Below are 18,024 nucleotides of genomic sequence, written 5' to 3' on the forward strand. Positions count from 1 at the left end.
AGCAAGTAACAGGATGTGGATGGCGACGTCGGTTTGGCCGATCGGCCGTGTGGGCCGGGATGGCCCTTCTCCTGCTGACGGGAGAGGCGGGGGCGGCGCTGGATCCGAAGGCAGTCGAGCACACCAAACAGCGGGCCGAGGACCTGGTGGCCCCGGCCGCGCCGGTGATTCACCGCCGCGTGCACTACACCGGCGACATCTGGATGACCATCTCCAACGACGGTTCGCTGGGCACCAACTCCGGTGAAGCGCTCCCGGATCCGCAGGACCGCGCCGACTTGGGCATCACGTATGGTCCGTCGTTTGAGTTCCCCGCCGGGACGCGTGTGGACTATCTGTTCAACGGCAGTCTCTGGATCGGCGGCATCGTTGGCACGGACACGCTCTTGAGCGCGCAAAAAAGCTCGGGTAGCGGCGACGCTAATGAGTGGAACGGCTTCACGCAGATCATGCCGGGCGTGGTCTCCCACTACCCCGGGGAATGCGACACCATCACCCGCAGACTGACACAGGCCTACACGGCGGTCTACCAGGACACGCTGGTTCTGCCGACGACCAACGATCCGTCGGGGCGCCTGCATCTGCCGCTGGGGTTGGAGGTCGTGCAGACCACGCACCAATCGGCCGACAACTTCACCCGCCGCTTCGTCATCTACGACTACAAAATCACCAACATTTCCGCACGTCCGATCGAGAAGATGTGGTTCGCCATCTTCCTCGACAACGACATCTTCTGGGAAAATATCAGTGGTTGCCCGGAGCCGGGGCCATCGGATGACCTGTCGGGGTGCCTGAAGACCTGGCCCAACCCGGTCAATCCAATCTATTCCGATTCGCTGCTGGTTGCCTACGCGATGGATAACGACGGCGACGCATGCGGTTCGGGCCGCTTCCCGCGGGTCTCGGCGCGCGGCGCGATGGGTGTCCGCGTGCTGCGCGGGCCGACACCGGAGTCGCACACCAATTTCAACTGGTTTACGACCAACTTCAGCAACATCGACTGGGGTCCGCGCAAGATCACCGACAACTACAACTTCGGCACCGGCGGCACCGGGTTGCCGGGCGGCGACGCGGCCACCTACCACGTCATCTCCAACGGCGAGATCGACTACGATCAATGTTTCTCGGCGATCGACTTCCGTCCCGAATGGCAGGCGCCGCTGCGCGGCAATGCCGCCGACAACGTCGCCAACGGTCTGGACTCGCGCATCTGCATTTCATCCGGCCCTCTGCCGGTGCTGGGTGTGGGGCAGTCGACGAACTTTACGGTGGCTTTTATCGCCGGCGGGAACGTCCACCGCGATCCGACCAACACGCTGGATGTGCGCAATCCGCAGGCCTTCGTCGACAAACTGGACTTCAGCGACCTGGCCACCAACGCCTGGTGGGCTGGGTTTGTGTGGGACAACTACGGCACCGACACCGACGGCGACGGTTACGCCGGCGAGTTTTATCGGCCGGTGATCGGCGGCGACACGGTGTACTACACCGGTGACGGTTGCCCGGATCTGTCGGGTCCCGCGCCGCCGCCCGGGCCGGACACGGCGAACTCCGATCTGCGCATTGAGTCTCGTCCCGGTGAGTTGATCCTGCGCTGGTCCGGACGGACGGTCGAAACCAACATCGACCCGTTGCTGCGCGTTCCCGACTTCGAGGGGTACCGCGTCTATATTGTCGAACGCAACTCCCCGAAGGACCAGCCCAGCTCCGAGGACTATTCGCTGATCGCCTCATGGGACAAGATTGACTTCCGGCGTTACACTTACAACGAACGCAATGGATCGTGGGTGATGGATTCCGATCCGTTGACCAACGACGGATGGCGCGAGTTCTTCAATGACCCCGAGTTCAACGCGACCGATCATCCCGGTCCGTCGCTGGCCACCGCGTACGAGTACCTTGACGAGGAAGGCAAGCCGCAGCGCGCCTACTTCGCTCCGCACGAGGTCAATCAGGCAAACGAGTATCTGGTCGCGGGTGAAGTGGAGCGGAACCTGATTCAGCAGGTGGCGGTGCACGATACCGTGATTGACGAAAAGGCCTACCAATACGGCGAATACGAATTGCATTTGAAGGGTCTGCTGCAGTCGCGGCACTATTTCCTCAGTTTGACCGCATTCGACTTCGGCGATCCGTTCAACAACCTCGAGCCGCTGGAGACGTCGGTTGGCGCGATCGGCAGCCGGCGCGTCGGCTTGCCCACGTACTCCGCGGATGTCGTCGCCGACTACACCGAGCGCGGCGGCGTTTACGCCGACTCGGTGCGCGTGTCGGTCTATCCGAATCCGTACAAGATCAACTTCCGCGACGCCAACGGCAAACTGACGTCCTACTTCGAGCAGGGGTATGAGGGCACGGTGGGGCAGACGACGTTGAATGAGGAGGATCGCCGCATCCACTTCATCAACGTGCCGGACACGTGCACGATCAACATCTACACGCTCGACGGCGACCTGGTCCGGACGCTGACACACCCGGACGACCACCTGTCGGGATACTCGTCGAAGATTTCCTGGGACCTGATCTCGCGCAACACGCAGGCGGTGACGTCAGGGATCTATTTGTACCGCGTGGATTCGCGGTTCGGATCGCAGGTGGGCAAGATCGTCATCATTAAGTAACGCGCAGGTCAACCGAGGCGAGGAACGCCATGATGCATATGAGACAGATGATCAAATGGGCCGCGGTCGCGGCGGGGTTGGCCTGGCTGTCGGCCCCCGGCGCGCGGGCCCAGGACAAGGTCGGCACGACCGGCGCGCAGTTTCTCGAAGTGGGTGTGTCGCCCCGCGCGGACGCGATCGGCGGCGCCTTCACCGCGATCGCCGATGATGCCTCCGCGATCTATTACAACCCGGCGGGACTGGTCCAACTGGAAAACCGCCAGGTGATGGTTTCGCTCATCGACTACCCGGCCGATATCAGTTACTCGTTTGTCGGCATCGCCGTCCCGGTCAGTTTCGGCGGCGTCATCGGCTTCGGCTACTATGGTCTCGACGCCGGCGACATGGACGTCACCACGCCCGAGCATCCCAACGGTGTGGACGGCTGGACCTTCGGCGCCAAGGACTACGCGCTGAGTCTTTCCTACGGCCGGTTCTTGACCGACCGTTTCTCGCTGGGCGTGACGGTGAAGCTGATCGATGAACTCTACGAGGAAGAGCGCTCCACCGGCTGGGCGGCGGATGTCGGCACCCAGTACAACACCGGCTGGCGCAATTTCAAGATCACGATGTTGATGTCGAACTTCGGACCCGACATGAAATTCATCGCGCAGGAGTATCCGCTGCCGATCAACTTCAAGTTCGGCGGCGCGGTCGACGTGCTCGACAACCCCGGCCACCACGCGATCTTCGCCATCGAGGGATCGCACCCCGCCGACAACCGCGAAAAATACAACGTCGGGCTGGAATACACCTTCCGCAACTTCGCCTCCTTCCGCGCCGGCCAGCGCTTCGAGCATGACCTGGGCGGCCTCAGCGTCGGCGGCGGGGTGAATTTCAACCTGAGTGAGAAGTACAAGGCCCGTCTCGACTACGGCTACCAGGACTTCGAGGCGCTCAGCGAGATTCACCGCTTTTCGCTCACGGTTGACTTTTAGGCAGGCACTCCGACCACGAGGACACACTCGCGATGACTGTGAAGGGACTTGGAGATATGATGCGTCAAGCGCTGCGTTCCCCGTCCGCATGGGCGGTTTCTCTGGCGGCCGCGCTCCTGCTCTTGTTCGGATGCGGCACGCTCGATAACCAGGGCGGCCCGGGCGAGAACCGGGTGCCCGAAATCTTCATCGTTAATATTCCGCCCGACGGTTCCGAGTTCGCCGTCAGTCCGACCGTTTATTGGTACGGCACCGACAGCGACGGGCAAATCGTGCGCTATGATTACGCGGTCGTGACCGTCGCCGAAGTCGACAGCGTGACCGCCGACCTTCCGGGGACCCAATCGCCGGTGGAGAAGTATATCGCCTTTGTGCTCAACGATCAGTTCCCCCGCTGGGTTTCGATCTTTGTCGACAGCGTCGAAGCGGGCGAGTTGCCGACCAGGGACAACATCCGTCTGTACGCCTCTCCGCGGGCCGCCGACTGCGACACGATCTACTCCGTCGTCCGCGACCCGAATGGCAATCCGATCGACACCTTGGCCATTCCGGTCGATTGTGTCTCGGACACGATCGCCCAGTACTTCTTCGTGCGGGCGGTCGACGATCTCGGAGCGTCCTCGAAGATCAAGTACCGCACCTACAAGCGTCGCAACCACTGGCCGGAGACGCAAGTCTCTCCGTCGTTCAACGCCTATGGCGAGTATGTGTCGCTCAAGCGCCTGACGCAGACCTACTCCGGCATCCCGTTGTATTGGGGCGGATCCGACCGTCTCGACTTCATCCCGCCGTCTGTGCCGTTCCTGGAGTATCACTGGCGGCTCTATGGTCCCTATCCGTACGGGGGCGAGGAGACACGACCAACGCTGGCCGACACGCTCGGCCGACAACCTATTCTTGAGTCGCAGAACCCCGATCCGCTCATGGGTGTCTGGGTGCGCGACACCACCACGGTCGTCTATGATTTGTGGCGCCAGGTGGACAGCCGGCCCGATCCGCTCAACGACTCGACGATTACGCGCGTGGGCTGGTTCCTGCTGGTCGTCACCGCGCGCGACGATGCCTACATTGCCGATGAGACGCCGTCATCGGTCGCATTCAAGGCCATTGACCCGAAGTTCGAGCGCAAGATCGTGCTGATCGACGACACCTGGTACAGCATCGACACCTACACCAACCCGTCCAAGCGGCCGGATGCGCCGGAACCGTTCACCAACCAGGCGTTCCACTGGAATCTGGTGAAGATGGTCTACCCCGAGGCCGACACGATGCAGGACTTCTGGTGGCGCAGCAAGGAGCCGGCGCCGAACAAGAACTGCTCGCCAACGTCCGGCCGTGTCCGTTGCGGCAACTACGTGTCGCTGGAGATGCTGGTCCGGCACAAACTCTGCATCCTCTACGACGACGACGTGTTCGAGCAGGTCAGCCCGCCCGGCGCCGCTCCGGCCGTCCGCGCCCAGTTGATGCGCTATCTCGAAGCCGGCGGCATGCTCTGGATCATGGGTCGGCACAGCCTGCTGCCCGAGACCGAGACCACACAGACCTCGAAGGAACGGCTCTTCGACCTGTGCACCTTCGGCACGCGCGTCTTTGATCGCCTGGGTTGCACCTACATGGATATCGAAGGCATGTACTATCCCGGTTGGCGCGCCAACGCGATTCCGATCACGCGTGTCGGTGAAGCGCCGCGCGCGCCGAAGTCCAATGATGAGTTTGTCTCCGCCGAACTTGTGGCGGCCGGTAGCGGATTACCGCCGCGCCTCGAGGTCGATCCGGTGCGCATCGACAGCATGTTCCTGCCGAAGCGTTTGAAAGATGTCCTCCGCGCGAACGGGACCCCGAAAGTCTACGGCATCCCCGATGTCAACTTCCTGGTGCTCGGTTCGAAGGCGGTGCCGCTCTACATCTACGGCAGCTGGCGTCCGGGTGGACCCATCCCGCCGACCAACGGCCCGTCGTTCTCCGACACCAAGCCGGTCGTCGTGCGCCGCGTCGGGCCCGACCGTGTCACGCCGCTCTACAAGACCGCCTACCAGACCTTCCCGCTGTATTTCATCAAGCAGGAGCAGGCGGAGGAATACTATCGCAAAATGGTCGAGTGGTTCTTCCTGCCCTTCAGTCAGTCGTAAGGGCGCTCCATCGACGACAATTCCGGCCCCGGTTCCGTCCACTGACGGAGCCGGGGTCTTCTGCTTCCGGATCCGGAAGTGTGACCGTGAATGCTCAGTGTGAAGCGCTCTGCGCGCCGGCGCATAGTCGTTCACACCGCCGTTGGCGTGTTGCACGGTCAAGACTGAAGACCGGGCGAGGCGAGCCCTACTAAGCGCAAAGACCGCAACGCGTTAACGAAGTGAAGAAAGTCGGCTCCAAATCCGCAATTCGGCCCTAAATTGCTCATGGTGGCATCGCGGTTGCGGTAACCCCCGTTGTGATGAAGTATCTAGCCCTTTTCGCAATCCTGCTGTTTTTGCTCCCGGCCGTCGCGGGGCAGGGCGCCGTGTTGTCGGCTCGTCAGCAGTTGGTGATCGCGCCCGAACTGCTCGATCGACTGGCGGCCGATGCCGGCGATGCGACCTACGACGTCCTCGTCCGATTCGAATCTTCCGATCGCCCTTCGACCCGCGTGAACTCTCTGGCGGCTTCCGCGGGCAGTCTCCGCGATCGTTACCAGCGCGTCAGCGCCCACCTGCACACGGCGGCGGCGACCATCCCGACGATCACCGGCAATGCCACGGTCGTGCGCCGCTTCTGGATCGCCAACCTCGCCCTGATTCGTCTCGATCGCGACGCGCTGCTGGCGTTGGCGGAGCGCGACGATGTCACCATGATTGCGCCGGATGCGACCATTGAGCTGTTGCAGCCGGTGTCGATCGTCGATGCTGTGGCGACAAGCGCCGGCGCCGCGCCGAATCTGCCGGCGATCGGGGCGCGCACGCTATGGGCGCGTGGCCTGACCGGCAAGGGCCGTCTGGTCGCTTCAATCGACACCGGCGTCGAAGGCATTCATCCCGCCCTCTCGGATCGCTGGCGCGGCGTGCACGGCGACACCGCCGCGTCCTGGTTTGATCCGCTCAATGGCCCGGCGCCGATGGACAACAACGGCCATGGCACCCACGTCATGGGCATCATGGTCGGGCGCGCAGGCGCCGACACCATCGGCCTGGCGCCCGACGCCGAATGGATCTCCGCCGCGGTGGTTGACCGCGGACGCTCGCTGTCGGTGACCTTTTCCGACATTCTCGCCGCGCTGGAGTGGGTCGTGGATCCCGACGGCAATCCCGCGACGATGCACGATGTCCCGGATGTGGTCTGCAATTCCTGGGGCGTGTCGCAGCAGATCATCAACCCGTGCAACACCATGTTCTTTGAGGCGATCGACAACGCCGAGGCGATGGGAGTGGTATGCATCTTCGCCGCCGGCAACGAAGGCCCCAACGCCATGACGATCCGCAACCCCGCCGATCGGGCGACCTCGCCAACGGCGTCGTTTTCGGTCGGAGCCGTGGACGCCAATCTCGCCACGCTCGACGTCGCCGGCTTTTCCAGCCGCGGTCCCTCGGCCTGCGACGGCAGCGCCAAGAAGCCCGAAATTGTCGCCCCCGGTGTCGCGATTCGTTCGGCTTACAAGGGACAGACTTACAAATTGATCAACGGCACTTCGATGGCCGCGCCGCATGTGGCCGCGGCGGTCGCGCTCCTGCGCCAATTCAATCCCGAACTGACGCCCGAGGAAATCAAGACCGCGCTGCTGACCACCGCGCGCGACATCGGCCCCGCGGGGGAAGACAACGCCTCCGGCTACGGCCTGCTCGATCTGGAAGCCGCGCTCGCCTCCCTGCCTTCGCCGTACTATCCCGTGGTCACCACCGGTCCGGTGGCGCTCGATCCGGCCGGCGACGGCGTCCCGGCGCTCGGCGAGACGGTTGACTTGATCATCCCCGTGCATGCCGATGCCGCCGACGCGCGCAACGTGACCTTGAACCTGACGTCGCTGTGCAGCTCCGCGCAGGTGCTTGCCGGCAGCGCCTATCTCGGCACCGTGCCGGCCGGCGGCAGCGTCGACAATTCCTCCGCGCCGTTTGTCATCGCCGTCTCGCCGCAATCGGTGGCCGGCGACACCGCCTGGTTCGAGGTCTCGACGTCGGGTGAGCCGCTGCTTGGCTGGTGGCGCGACACCATCGGCGTGATGGTCGGCTTGCCCGAGGGCGCAGTAGTCACCTCGGCCTCCGCGGGAGTCTCGGCATTGACCGTTTCGAATCTCGGCCATCTCGGCCTCGGCGCCGGCTCGGTGCTCAACGCCGGGGGAGAGGGATGGCGCACCGGGATGATCGCCGCCGACCTCCTCTATGAGGCGTCGCTGTTCGCTTCGTCGGGGGATGGCGGCTGGGCCGACGCGTCCCGTCAGCCCGATGGCACCCTGCGCTTCGACTTCGCGCCCCTGTCTGCCTCGGCGTTCGATGACTCGCACGCCGCATCGCCGGTGGGGATCACGGTTCGCCAGTTGGCGCCGGTGTTCCACGCCGCCGGCGACCAGGACGCGGTCACGCTCGCCTGGGTGATCCACAATCGCGGCGACGTCGCCATTCCCGGCTTCCAGCTTGGCTGGGTGTTTGATCTCGATCTGCCCTCGGTCGGCATCATCGATGAGCGGGTCGGCTTCGACGCGGCCAGCGGCGGCTTTTTCCATCAGGCGCCGGCCGGTGAATTCGTCGCCGGTGTGGCGCCGCTGTCCGGCGCGTTCGGTGGTCTGCGCTTCTTCGAAAACAACGATGTCAAAACCGGCCTGACCGATTTGCAGAAGCGCGCGGCGCTCTCGGGCACGGCCAGCGCCCCGTCGTCCAGCGGCGATTTCCTCGCAGTGGCCTCCACCGCGGCGGTCGATCTGTCGCCGGGAGACAGCATCGTGGTCGCCATCGCGCTGATCGGCGCCCCCACGGCCGGCTCGTTCTCCGCCGCGGCGCGCGACGCCTATCTCCGCTGGGCGCAGATGAGCGACGCCGGCGACGACCAGGGCGGCACGGTGGTTCCCGCCGATTTCCGTCTCGATCAGAACTATCCCAATCCGTTCAACGCCGGCACCACGATCCCGGTGGCGATGGCCGGCGATGGCGCCCGCGCAGTGCGGCTGGAGATTATCGATCTGCTCGGACGCCGGGTGCGCACGCTGGTTGATGAGACGATGTCACCCGGCCAGTATCCGGTTTTCTGGAACGGCTGCGACGACAATGGCCGGGCGCTGGCCTCCGGCGTCTACTTCTCCCGTCTGGTGATCGAAGGCCGGGCATCGCAGGCGCGCGCCATGGTCCTGCTCAAATGAGATTCGGGGTATGGGACGTTTCAGCGACGGGCGGACTGGCGGGTCCGCCCGTTGTCATTTGTGGCCGTTTCCGGTTTCATCGGATCGTTTCTTGGTTGTACCATGCGGAGGGGGCGTTTACGCGACGGCGGATGACGATTCTCTGGTGGATCATCGGTGTGGGGCTGGCGCTTGGGGCGCTGAAGCTCCTCGTTGTCTGGGCCGAGCCGTACATGTCGTTTGTGCCCCGCCGCGGCCCGACCCCACCCCCGCCCGGTTTCACCGCCCTGCACCTGCGAAGTCCCGACGGCACCCGGCTTTCCGGTTGGCGCACCGAGATTCCGGTCGAGGGACCGGTCTTCCTCTACTTCTGCGGCAACGCCGGCAATCTCGATGATCGCCGCGACCTGTTGGCCCGGGCCGCCGCCGCCGGGCTGGCGATCGTGACCTTCGACTACCGCGGCGCGGGGGAATCGAAGGGACGCGCCACCGAGACCAACGTCTACCACGATGCCGATGCGATCTACCGAATGATGATCGACACGCTCGGAGTTGGCCCCGAGCGCATCGTCCTCTGGGGGCATTCGATCGGAGGCGCGGTGGCGATCGCGCTGGCCCATCGACGGCCCTGCGCCGGCGTCATTGCCGAGGCCACCTTCCGCTCGGCGCGGGTGATGGCGCGGCGCATGTTGCCGTTTCTGCCGGCGCACTGGTTTATGACCTACCGCTTCGACAACGAGGGCACAGTCCCCAATCTCACCTGCCCGATCCTGTTCATCCATGGCAGCGACGATCTGACGATCCCGGTGGAGGACTCGCAATACCTGTACGACGCCTCCGGCGAGCGGGGCCAACTCTGGATCGTCCCCGGAGCCGACCACAACGGCATCTACGAGGTGGCCGGCGAGCAATTCTACACGCGCTTACTCCTGTTCGCCCAGCAAGTTTCCGACCCGGCCCTCAGGGCGCGGTAGGGCCGTTTCCGAAGTAAAGTGGTGGAGGCAATCCGCAGGGCGCGTGCGCTCTTTGCTTGTCCTGAGCGAATGCGAAGGGCACGGACCGCTTTGCTCCTTCCATGGGCGCGAACAACTTGATCTTAATCTCATCGAGGTGGCTACAGGTACTCAACTCATTGTGCGTCGCCCATATCGACTGAAGGGGAAACCGATCCCGGATTTGGTTCCGGCATTCCCATCTGGACATTTGGAATGGCGATAGCCCTACACGCTCCCGTGCAGTCTGTAGTCTGTAGGGTGGATGCGCTCTTTGCACGCACCGCTTTGCTCTTTCCATGGCGGTGAACGACGGTGCGTACGTTCTTTGTACGCACCCTACGCGCTACAATACGTATCGGGGGGCGACGGACGTCCCGTTGACAGTGGCCCCGATGCCGCTTTGATTGCGTGAATGAGAGTTACTCACAGCAAGTCCGCCTCTGGCGGACTTGCGGTGGGGCACCCGGGCGTAAGAAAAAGCGAGCCGTTCAAGCTTTAACTGACTTTGGGGTTGCCCCGGAGTTTCGCCCCCAAGCGAATGGAACAACTTCTCAGAAAGGTCCACGCGGTATGACTTCGATTTTAGAAGCCCAGGATAGCCTCTTTTCCGAGTGGTCTGGACTGGAAGGGCAATTCGTACGCGACGGCATGGTTGACCATCAGGCATATGCCGGCAGTAGTCCGAGACTTCTGTTTCTTCTTAAGGAGGCCAACGATCGAGAAGGTGGACTGAGGGATCTCTGCCAAGAGGTAATTGCAAGAGCTGATCGAAAGCAGACGTGGGAGAACGTCGCAAGATGGACTCTTGGGCTCCGCAATCTGAGCCGAGATCTTCAATGGTCGGAGATTGAGGATCTCTCCGCCGATGTGCGACGAACAGCACTCCTGTCGATTGCCGCGATGAATCTTAAGAAATCGCCGGGAGGATACACCACGGATCCCGATGCTTTCGCCACAGCAGTTCGCACACACGCGGTCAGGATTGCCCGACAGTTTCACATCTATGAGCCAGACGTTGCAATCTGCTGCGGTTCGCTTGTTGCGTGGGGAATCAAGATCGCGTTGGATAAGAGCCTGCTGGAGCAATGGTCACAAACGCGAAGAGGAATACCGTACGTGGAGTACGCCCCCGGGAGATTCATCGTTTCGTATGTTCATCCAGAAGCCCGGGTCGCCGACAGCCTGAAGTACTACGGTCTCGTCGATGCTTGTCGTGAACTGCTTACCTAGTTGATTCGAGCAATCGATCATCCGACACCCGCGCGTGCACCTCCGTCGTCGTAATCTCTCTATGGCCCAGTCGGCAGTCTGTAGGGTGCGTGCGCTCTTTGCACGCACCGCTTTGCCGGGTGCCCCACAGCTTTGTCCGCCTCTGACGGACTTGCTGCGGGGCACCCGACCCACTTACCCCTTTTCGCCCAGCGGGTTACCGGCCCGGCTTTCTTGCTCGTCGCGGGGGACTTCGCCGGGCACTGGCGGTGGAAGTTCAAGTCGATTGGGCACTTGACAGATTGGGTGGGTGTGGGTATACTGGTTGTCTGTTTTTTTGCCAGAAGAGGGCGGAAATGAAGACGTTCATACCCAAAGCAGATCAGATCGAGCGGCAGTGGTACACCGTGGATGCCACGGACCTGGTGCTGGGGCGCGCCGCGGCCCGGATCGCGCGCGTGTTGCGCGGCAAGCACAAGCCGCAGTTCACGCCGCATCTGGACACAGGCGATTTCGTCATCGTCGTCAACGCCGCCAAGATCCGCACGACCGGCGACAAGGAGACGACGAAGGAATACTTCACCTACTCCGGTTATCCCGGCGGCGCGAAGTGGGAGACGGTCGGGCATCTGCGCGAACGTCGCCCCGAAGAACTGATCCGTCGCGCGGTGCGCGGGATGCTGCCGAAGAACCGTCTGGGACGGCGCTTGATGGGCAAGTTGCATGTCTACGCCGGACCGGAACACCCGCACGCGGCGCAGAAGCCGCAGGCGCTGACGTTGAACTAAGTCGCGCGTGGCGCGATTGGTTGGAGGCATTTTGGCGGAACAAACCTATTGGGCCATCGGCCGTCGCAAAGAGGCCACCGTCCGGGTCGGGCTGCGTCCCGGCAAAGGCGAGATGATCGTCAATGGCCTGCCCATGAAGGACTATTTCCACCGCGAGACGCTGGTCATGCTGATCGAGCAGCCGCTGCGACTGGTGGAGGCGATGGGGCAGGTCGATTTCGTCGGGTTCGCGCACGGCGGCGGCAAGTCGGGTCAGGCGGGCGCGCTGCTTCTGGGCATTTCGCGCGCGTTGCAGATGATGAACCCCGACTACCGCCCGCGGCTGAAGAAGGCCGGGTTCCTCGAACGCGACGCCCGCGCGGTGGAACGCAAAAAGTACGGTCAGGCGAAGGCGCGGAAACGCTTCCAGTACTCCAAGCGCTAGGCATTGGCTCGGAGTGAACTGGTTGATCGGATAACACGAAAGCCCTCTGCCGTGGCGGAGGGCTTTTGACACACACCCGCGGAGCGGCCCGGGGTCGGACCACAAGGTCCGTCGGCGCCGTGAGGACGCGGGTGGAGGCGGAAACACAAAACCCAGTGAGGCGGAAGTGAACGTATCCCTCAAGGATCTGCTCGACGCCGGCGTGCATTTTGGTCACCAGACCAAGCGCTGGAACCCGAAGATGAAGCCTTTCATCTTCGGCGCCCGCAACGGCATCTACATCGTCGATCTGCGCAAGACGCTCAAGTCGTTGGAGGCCGCCTGCCGCAAGGTCAGCGAGGTGGCCGCCGAGGGCCGTCCGATTCTGTTCGTCGGCACCAAGAAGCAGGCCAAGGAAGTGATTCAAAGCGAGTCGCAGCGCTGCAACCAGTTCTATGTGACTGAGCGCTGGCTGGGCGGCATGCTGACCAACTTCGCCACCATCCGCCAGTCGATTAAGCGCCTGCGCGATCTGGAGGCGATGAAGGCCGACGGCACCTTCGAGAAGCTGACCAAGAAGGAACGGCTCAAGCTTGACCGCGAGATGGAGCGTCTCGAGGAGATTTTGGGTGGCATCAAGGACATGGGCCGTCTGCCCGGCCTGATCTACGTGGTCGACACCCGCAAGGAACGCATCGCCGTCGCCGAAGCCGAAAAGCTCGGCATCCCGATCGTGGCGATTGTCGACACCAACTGCGATCCCGACCCGATCGACTTCCCGATCGCCGGCAATGACGACGCGATCAAGTCGATCCGCCTGATCACCAGCGCCATCGCCACCTCGATCTTCGAGGCGACCGGCGGGCGTCGCAAGGACGCGGCCGACACCGACGGCGGCAAGGCGGTCGCCGCCGGCGCCGTGATCGAAGAGGCCTGGAGCAAGGAACCCGAAGCCGAAGAGGAAGCGTAATTCGATCTTTTGGACCCGACGCAACGAACAAAGGAACAACCATGTCGATATCTGCTCAGGATGTCATGGCCCTGCGGGAACGCACCGGCGCGGGGATGATGGAGTGCAAAAAGGCGCTGACCGAAACCGGCGGCGACACCGAGAAGGCCGTCAACTATCTGCGCGAGCGCGGGCTGGCCAAGGCCGCGACCAAGGCCGGACGCGCCACCAAGGAAGGCCTGATCTACGCCTATATCCACCCTGGCGACAAGCTCGGCGTGCTTCTGGAGATCAACTGCGAGACCGATTTCGTCGCGCGCACCGATGAGTTCAAGGGTCTGGCCAAGGACATCGCCATGCAGGTGGCCGCGGCCAATCCGGTCGCCGTTCGCCGCGAAGACCTCGACCCGGCCGCCGTCGAAGCCGAACGCAAGATCTTCCGCCAACAGGTGATCAACGAAGGCAAGCCGGAGAAAATCGTCGACAAGATCGTCGAAGGGAAGATGGAGAAGTACTTCGGCGAGGTGTGTCTGATGGAGCAGGCCTTCGTCAAGCAGCCCGAGCTGACCATCAACGCCCTGGTGCAGGGTCTGATCAGCAAGCTGGGCGAGAACATCACCGTCAAGCGCTTCGTGCGCTACCGTCTGGGCGAGTAAGCGGCCGAATCCTGCCCCCGTTCGCCCCCGACCGGGGCGGACGGGGGCTTTGCTTTGCCTCTGGCGTGCGGGCCGTCGCTGACCGATCTTCCCGCCATGTCGACTCAGCCCTCCCCAAAGCCCGTCGATGGGCCATTCAAACGGATCCTGATCAAGCTTTCCGGCGAAATCCTGGCCGGCGCCCCCGGGTGGGGGATTGACCTGGGTGTCTTGGGCGACATCGCCGGGCAGGTGGGCGATGTGCACCGCCGGGGCATCGAGTGCGCGCTGGTGATCGGCGGCGGCAACATCTACCGCGGGGTTGCCTCGGCGGCCAAAGGGATGGACCGGGCCACCGCCGACCAGATGGGCATGCTGGGCACCGTGATCAACGCGCTGGCCCTGCAGGACGCGCTGGAGAAAATCGACATCCACACCCGTGTCATGACCGCCATCCCGATGGCCTCCCTGGGAGAGCCCTACATCCGCCGCCGGGCGGTCCGTCATCTGGAGAAGGGACGGGTGATCATTCTGGCGGCCGGCACCGGGCACCCGTATTTCACCACCGACACGGCCGCCGCCCTCCGCGCGCTGGAGATCGGCGCCGATGTCATCCTGAAGGGGACCAAAGTGGACGGGGTTTACTCCGCCGATCCGATGAAGGACAAACGCGCGACCAAGTTCGAATCTCTCCAGTTTTCCGAGGCGCTGGCGCGCAAGCTCAAGATCATGGACGCGACCGCGCTGTCGATGTGCATGGACAACAACATTCCGGTCATTGTCTTCGATTTGACCCATGATGGCAACCTGCTGCGGGTCGCCACCGGGGAAAAGATCGGCACCACCGTCCTGCCCGGATGATCCCGCCGCGGGATTCTCCGTACAAGGGGAGTGGGGACAGCCCGGCCCGGCGCGGCCGGGATTTGACTTGCGACCGGACCGGGAGCGCAACTTAATTTTCTGTCTGTCGTCTCAATGGGGCAACCAGCGTAAGCCGAGCGGAGGACATTGACATGGCCGGACCTGCGGAAACGATCAAGGCGGACGCCCGTGACCGCATGCACAAGACTGTGGAAGCCACACGCCGCGAACTTTCCACCATCCGCAGCGGCAAAGCCACGGTGTCGCTTCTGGATTCGGTGCGCGTCACCTACTACGGCAACCAGGTGCCGCTCAACCAGGTGGGGACCGTCTCGGCCCCCGAGCCGCGGATGTTGGTGATCCAGCCCTGGGAAAAGAACATGACCGCGGAGATCATCAAGGGCATCCAGAAGGCCGAGCTGGGCCTCAATCCCCTCGTCGACGGCAACTTGGTGCGCGTGCCCATCCCGCCGCTCAACGAGGACCGGCGCCGCGATCTGGTCAGACTGGTCAAAAAGCACGCGGAAGAGGGCAAGGTGGCGATCCGCAACATTCGCCGCGACGCCAATGATCATCTGAAGAAGGCGGAAAAGAACAAGGAGATCACCGAGGACGAGCACAAAAAGATCCACGATGAAATCCAGAAGTTCACCGACGCCTTTATCGCCGAAGTCGACAAACTGGTCGCCGCCAAAGAGGCGGAGATCATGGAGGTATAGCGTCGGGATGCCGTCGATTCTCTCCCGCGCCCGCAAGGCGGCCGCCGGCCGCGGCGACGCCCCCGATCTGCTCGATCAGGTGCGCCGCGCCGCCAATCCGCCGCCGCGCCATGTCGCCATCATCATGGACGGCAACGGCCGCTGGGCGCAGCGGCGCGGTCTGCCGCGCTCAGCCGGCCACCGCGCCGGCGTCGCCGCCGTCAAACGCGTCGTCATGGCCGCCGACGAGGCCAACATCGCCGCGCTCACCCTCTTTGCCTTCTCGGTTGAGAACTGGGGACGGCCCAAGCGCGAGATTTCGGCGATCATGCGCCTGCTTTACGAGACCACGAAAAAGGAACTGCGCGAAATCGCCGAGAACAACGTTCGCATCATCACCACCGGCGACATCGACGGTCTCCCGGCGACCAAGCGCGAGGCGGTGCTCGACGCCATCGAGCGCACCCGCAACAACACCGGGCTGGTGCTCAATCTGGCGCTCAACTACGGCGGCCGTACCGAAATCCTGCAGGCGGTCAAGCGTATCGCCGCCAAGGTGCACGCCGGCGAGATCACCCCCGACCAGATCGACGAATCGCTGTTCAAGATGCACCTGCAGACCAACGGGCTGCCCGATCCCGACCTGCTGATCCGCACCTCGGGCGAATACCGGCTCTCCAATTTCCTGCTCTGGCAGACCTCCTACACCGAGTTGTATATCACCGACACGTTCTGGCCCGACTTCACGCGCGATGATTTCTTCCGCGCCGTGCTCGATTTTCAGCGGCGCGAGCGGCGCTTTGGGCGTGTCCGGCCGACACGGTAGGCGGGCGCCGGGCCGATGCGCTCCTTCCTCACTCGTCTTGCCGTCGCGATTGTCGCGATTCCCGCCCTGCTGTGGGTCTTTTATCAGGGCGGCCATTGGCTGCGCGGATTGGTCGCGCTCCTGGCGCTGCTTGGCACCAGCGAAGCGCAACGTCTGGCGAAGAAGGCCGGCGCGCCATACCCGCTTTGGCCCTGCCTCCTGCTGGTGCTCCTGGTGCCGTGGCTTGCTGGTGATTTGTGGACAAACTGGAGTTGGCCGGCCTGGCTGACGGCGACGGTCTTGATGGCGGCCATTCCGGCGTTCCGCGCCTCCGACATCCTGCAATTGGCCGGCGGGATCGCGGCGCAGATCGCCACCGTGGCCTGGATCGGCGTGGGGCTGGGTGCGCTCCTGGCGTTGCGCGCCAATGCCGATGGACAGGGATTCTGGTGGTTGATCCTGCTTTTCGCCAACCTCTGGATCGGCGACACCGCGGCGTATTTGTTCGGTGTCTGGCTGGGCAAGGCGAAGCTGGCGCCGCTGGTCTCCCCGAAGAAGACCATCGCCGGCAGCGTCGCGCAGGTGATCGCCTCGCTGGCGGTCGGCCTCGGCTTTGTCGCCGGCGGCTGGATGGATGCGCCGTCCGGGTTGCTGGTCGCCGCCTCGCTTGTGATCGGCATCGTTGGTCAGATCGGCGACCTCTTCGAGTCAGTGCTCAAACGCGCCGCGGGGGAGAAGGACTCTTCGCATCTGATTCCCGGCCACGGCGGCGTGCTCGACCGCTTCGATTCGGCGATGATGGCCGCGCCCTGTCTGCACCTGCTGTTGTCGCTGTGGCCGCGATGAGGGAGACGGCATGATCGGGGGCCGTCATACACCGCTCGACTACCTGTTCTTCCTCCGCCCGGTCCTGCTGCCGCCGGTCTGGACCATCGCGCTGCTCGGCACACTCCCGACACCCGCCGATGCCACTCTCCCGCCGCTTCGGTGGGCTCTGTTCTTCGTGCAGTTGGCCGCGCTCTTCGGCGGCGTCTACACGCTCAACCAGATCTGCGACATCGAATCCGACCGTCTCAATCGCAAGCTCTTCTTCCTGCCGGAAGGCCTCATCTCGCCGCGCGCCGCCGGCGTGTTCACCGCTGCGCTTGATCTGGTCGCGCTGGCGCTTGCCCTCCCGTTCGGCTGGCCCTATCTGGCCATCACTGGCCTGATTATGGCGCTGGGGATTGTCTATTCGGTCGGCCGTCGGGCATGGAAGAACCGTCCCTATCTGGCCTTGATCGCCAACGGCATCGGACACGGCGCGGCGGTCTATGTACTCGGTTCTGTGTTTGCCGGACGGCCCTGGATGGGTAGCTGGATGGGCGCGTTGGCGTACACACTGGCGGTCGGCGCGGTCTATCTGGCGACCACTGTGCCCGACTGCGACGGCGATGCCGCCACCGGCAAGCGCACCTTCGCCGTCCGATGGGGCGCACGCGCCACCATGATCATTGCGGCGATCCTGGTGACGCTGGCGGTTGTGGTGGCGGCGAGAATCGGCGATCGTTATCTGGCCTTCGCCGGCGCGGCGGCCTGGCCGTTTTTCCTGCGCGGAATCGTCAAGTCCGGCGGCGCCGCCACAGCCGCCAAGGCGGCGGTGGCCGCCCTCTCGGTTTCGGCAGTCATCGCCTATCCGTTTTATCTGGCCCTGCTGGTGGCCGGCTTCATCGGCACCCGCCTGTTTTTCCGCTGGCGCTTTGGCATCGCCTACCCCACTTTTCCATAAGCGAGAACGAGAGGGGGCA

15 protein-coding genes are annotated in these 18,024 nt (G+C 63.7%); all 15 read left to right on the forward strand.

The window, feature by feature from the left end:
* Positions 1 to 59 precede the first annotated feature (59 nt).
* On the forward strand, positions 60 to 2,621 hold the full coding sequence (locus tag VNN55_12115; protein HWO58301.1) for a hypothetical protein: 2,562 nt from the start codon (positions 60 to 62) through the stop codon (positions 2,619 to 2,621).
* Positions 2,622 to 2,650: 29 nt separating this feature from the next.
* Positions 2,651 to 3,598: a PorV/PorQ family protein gene (locus VNN55_12120; protein HWO58302.1), complete on the forward strand. Its 948-nt coding sequence runs from the start codon at positions 2,651 to 2,653 to the stop codon at positions 3,596 to 3,598.
* Between the two features lie 59 nt (positions 3,599 to 3,657).
* Positions 3,658 to 5,727: a hypothetical protein gene (locus tag VNN55_12125; GenBank protein ID HWO58303.1), complete on the forward strand. Its 2,070-nt coding sequence runs from the start codon at positions 3,658 to 3,660 to the stop codon at positions 5,725 to 5,727.
* 302 nt (positions 5,728 to 6,029) lie between these two features.
* Positions 6,030 to 8,915, forward strand: coding sequence for a S8 family serine peptidase (locus VNN55_12130; protein ID HWO58304.1), 2,886 nt, complete (start codon positions 6,030 to 6,032; stop codon positions 8,913 to 8,915).
* Between the two features lie 131 nt (positions 8,916 to 9,046).
* Positions 9,047 to 9,868, forward strand: a complete 822-nt coding sequence (locus tag VNN55_12135) for an alpha/beta hydrolase (protein ID HWO58305.1) — start codon at positions 9,047 to 9,049, stop codon at positions 9,866 to 9,868.
* 669 nt (positions 9,869 to 10,537) lie between these two features.
* Positions 10,538 to 11,119: a hypothetical protein gene (locus VNN55_12140; protein ID HWO58306.1), complete on the forward strand. Its 582-nt coding sequence runs from the start codon at positions 10,538 to 10,540 to the stop codon at positions 11,117 to 11,119.
* Between the two features lie 335 nt (positions 11,120 to 11,454).
* Positions 11,455 to 11,886, forward strand: coding sequence for a 50S ribosomal protein L13 (gene rplM, locus VNN55_12145; GenBank protein ID HWO58307.1), 432 nt, complete (start codon positions 11,455 to 11,457; stop codon positions 11,884 to 11,886).
* Between the two features lie 31 nt (positions 11,887 to 11,917).
* Positions 11,918 to 12,310 (forward strand): 30S ribosomal protein S9, encoded by a 393-nt coding sequence (gene rpsI, locus VNN55_12150; protein HWO58308.1) that lies wholly within the window; start codon positions 11,918 to 11,920, stop codon positions 12,308 to 12,310.
* Between the two features lie 166 nt (positions 12,311 to 12,476).
* Positions 12,477 to 13,259: a 30S ribosomal protein S2 gene (gene rpsB / locus VNN55_12155; protein ID HWO58309.1), complete on the forward strand. Its 783-nt coding sequence runs from the start codon at positions 12,477 to 12,479 to the stop codon at positions 13,257 to 13,259.
* Positions 13,260 to 13,300: 41 nt separating this feature from the next.
* Positions 13,301 to 13,894: a translation elongation factor Ts gene (tsf, locus tag VNN55_12160; GenBank protein HWO58310.1), complete on the forward strand. Its 594-nt coding sequence runs from the start codon at positions 13,301 to 13,303 to the stop codon at positions 13,892 to 13,894.
* 96 nt (positions 13,895 to 13,990) lie between these two features.
* The gene (pyrH, locus tag VNN55_12165; GenBank protein HWO58311.1) at positions 13,991 to 14,734 is read left to right on the forward strand and encodes a UMP kinase; all 744 of its coding nucleotides are present in this window, start codon (positions 13,991 to 13,993) and stop codon (positions 14,732 to 14,734) included.
* A gap of 152 nt (positions 14,735 to 14,886) precedes the next feature.
* Entirely contained in the window at positions 14,887 to 15,453 is a 567-nt protein-coding gene (gene frr / locus VNN55_12170; GenBank protein HWO58312.1) for a ribosome recycling factor, read from the forward strand.
* A 7-nt stretch (positions 15,454 to 15,460) separates the two neighbouring features.
* Positions 15,461 to 16,258 (forward strand): isoprenyl transferase, encoded by a 798-nt coding sequence (locus VNN55_12175; GenBank protein HWO58313.1) that lies wholly within the window; start codon positions 15,461 to 15,463, stop codon positions 16,256 to 16,258.
* A gap of 15 nt (positions 16,259 to 16,273) precedes the next feature.
* Positions 16,274 to 17,083, forward strand: a complete 810-nt coding sequence (locus tag VNN55_12180) for a phosphatidate cytidylyltransferase (GenBank protein HWO58314.1) — start codon at positions 16,274 to 16,276, stop codon at positions 17,081 to 17,083.
* Positions 17,084 to 17,093: 10 nt separating this feature from the next.
* Positions 17,094 to 18,005 (forward strand): UbiA family prenyltransferase, encoded by a 912-nt coding sequence (locus tag VNN55_12185; GenBank protein ID HWO58315.1) that lies wholly within the window; start codon positions 17,094 to 17,096, stop codon positions 18,003 to 18,005.
* Positions 18,006 to 18,024: the final 19 nt, after the last annotated feature.

It is taken from the genome of bacterium (genome assembly GCA_035559435.1).
Classification (GTDB): domain Bacteria; phylum Zixibacteria; class MSB-5A5; order WJJR01; family WJJR01; genus JACQFV01.